Source organism: Acidimicrobiales bacterium (assembly GCA_035512495.1).
GTDB lineage: Bacteria > Actinomycetota > Acidimicrobiia > Acidimicrobiales > CADCSY01 > DATKDW01.
Window position 1 is genome coordinate 1 of record DATKDW010000084.1, and the last position, 2316, is coordinate 2316.

3 protein-coding genes are annotated in these 2316 nt (G+C 73.0%); all 3 read left to right on the top strand.

The features are described from left to right. A partial coding sequence (locus VMN58_12510) for an indole-3-glycerol-phosphate synthase TrpC (GenBank protein HUF34019.1) occupies nt 1-346 on the top strand: 346 nt, incomplete at its 5' end. A 111-nt stretch (nt 347-457) separates the two neighbouring features. Then, complete coding sequence (locus VMN58_12515) at nt 458-1111, top strand: phosphoribosylanthranilate isomerase (protein HUF34020.1); 654 nt, start codon at nt 458-460, stop codon at nt 1109-1111. After that, a complete protein-coding gene (trpB, locus tag VMN58_12520; protein HUF34021.1) occupies nt 1108-2292 on the top strand; it encodes a tryptophan synthase subunit beta in 1185 nt (394 codons plus the stop codon). Before VMN58_12515 ends, trpB begins: the two co-directional genes overlap by 4 nt. Nucleotides 2293-2316: the final 24 nt, after the last annotated feature.

Here is a 2316-nt window from a genome sequence, read left to right on the forward strand (position 1 = left end):
CGACGAGCTGGCCAGCTTCCACCGCACCGCCACCGAGGTCGGTCTCGACGCACTGGTCGAGGTCCACGACGAAGCCGAGCTCGAACGGGCCCTCGCCGTCGGCGCCACCCTCGTCGGTGTGAACCAGCGGGACCTGGTGACCTTTGAGGTCGACCACGAGCGCGCCGTTCGCATGGCCGCGGCGTTCCCCGACCACGTGGTCTCCGTGGCCGAATCCGGCGTGCGCGGCCCCGAGGACGCTGCCGCCCTGGCCGAGGCGGGGTACGACGCCGTGCTGGTGGGGGAGTCCCTCGTCACCTCCGGCGACCCCGCCGCAGCCGTCGCCGCCCTTCGTTCCACCCACTGAACGTTCTGGCATACATCCACCCCCGCCAGGCGGGGCATCGGCAGGCCAGAACGTGGTGGGTGCCGGTACGCGCTGCTGGATCGGGCCGGCACCCCGGTACGGTCGCGGACCGTGTTCGTGAAGATCTGCGCCACCACCAGCGCCGCTGACGCTGCGCTGGCCGTCGATGCCGGTGCCGACGCCGTCGGCGTGATCTTCGCCCCCTCGCGCCGACAGGTCACGGTGGAGGAGGCCATGGAGATCGTCGCCGCCGTGCCCGACCACGTGTTGACCGTCGGGGTCTTCCGGGACCACCTGGCACGAGAGGTCCTCGACATCGTCGACGCGGTCGGCCTGCGGGCCGTGCAGCTGCACGGCGCCGAGACGCCCGCCACCAGCGCGCAGGTCCACGCGCAGGTCCCGGTGCTCATCCGGGGCATGGCGGCGGGCGACCCGCAGCTCCACGAGATCGACCGCCACGGGGCCGACGTCCTCCTGCTGGACGCGCCCACACCGGGCGGCGGCGTGCCCTTCGACTGGAGCCTGGTCGGCGATCTCACCCGCCGCCACCGGGTCCTGCTCGCCGGTGGCCTGCGTCCCGACACCGTCGACGAGGCCATCCGCACGGTCGGGCCCTGGGGCGTCGATGTCGCATCCGGTGTCGAGGCCTCCATCGGCCGCAAGGACCCCGGTGCTGTCCGCGCCTTCGTCGCCGCGGCCAAGGCCGCCGATCCCGGTTCGACCACCATCCACCCGCCCCTCGCCGACCTCTGGACCGCTCGATGACCAGCACGACCGAACCCGCCTCCTCCCTGATGGGCGACGTCACCGATGGCCGCTTCGGCCGCTTCGGGGGCCAGTTCGTCCCGGAGACCCTCGTCGGTGCCTGCCAGGAGGTCGAGCGGGAGTTCCGCGACGCCTGGGCCGACGCCGCCTTCCGCGCCCGCCTCGACGGCCTGCTGCGCGACTACGCCGGCCGGCCCAGCCCGCTCACCGTGTGTGAACGGCTCTCCGACGAGCTCGGCCTGCGCCTCCTGCTCAAGCGCGAGGACCTGAACCACACCGGCAGTCACAAGATCAACAACGTGCTCGGCCAGGCCCTTCTCGCCCAGCGCATGGGCAAGCAGCGCCTCGTGGCCGAGACCGGCGCCGGTCAGCACGGGGTCGCCACCGCCACGGCGGCGGCGCTGCTGGGCCTCGAGTGCGTCGTCTACATGGGCTCGGTCGACATGGAGCGCCAGAAGCTGAACGTGTTCCGGATGCGCCTGCTCGGCGCCGAGGTGCGCGCCGCCGAGACCGGCTCGCAGACCCTCAAGGACGCCGTGAACGAGGCCATGCGCGACTGGGTGGCCACGGTCGAGTCCAGCCACTACTGCCTGGGCTCGGCGATGGGCCCCCACCCGTACCCCTGGATGGTGCGCGAGCTCCAGCGGGTGCTCGGCACCGAGGCTCGCGAGCAGTGCCTGGCCCTCGACGGGCGGGTGCCCGACGTCGTGGCTGCGTGCGTCGGCGGAGGCTCCAACGCCATCGGCATCTTCTCCGGCTTCGTCGACACCGACGCCGATCTGGTCGGCGTCGAGCCCGCCGGCGGTGCAGCGGTCGGCCACGGTGTGCCCGGCATCGTCCACGGCTCGACCTCGTTCCTGCTCCAGGACGACCACGGCCAGGTGCAGGAGGCCGAGTCCATCTCCGCCGGCCTCGACTACCCGGGCGTCGGGCCCGAGCACGCCCACCTCGCCGAGCTCGGCCGGGCCCGCTACGAGTCGGTCACCGACGCCGAGGTGCTCGACGCCTTCCAGCTCCTCGCCCGCTTCGAGGGCATCATCCCGGCGCTGGAGCCGGCCCACGCTCTGGCCTGGATCAGCCGGGCCCGCGCCGAGCTGGCCGGCAAGACCGTGCTGCTCAACCTGTCCGGCCGCGGTGACAAGGACGTGGCCCAGGTCGCCGAGATCCTCGGGGAGCTCTGACGGTGGGCACGCTCGAGAAGCACC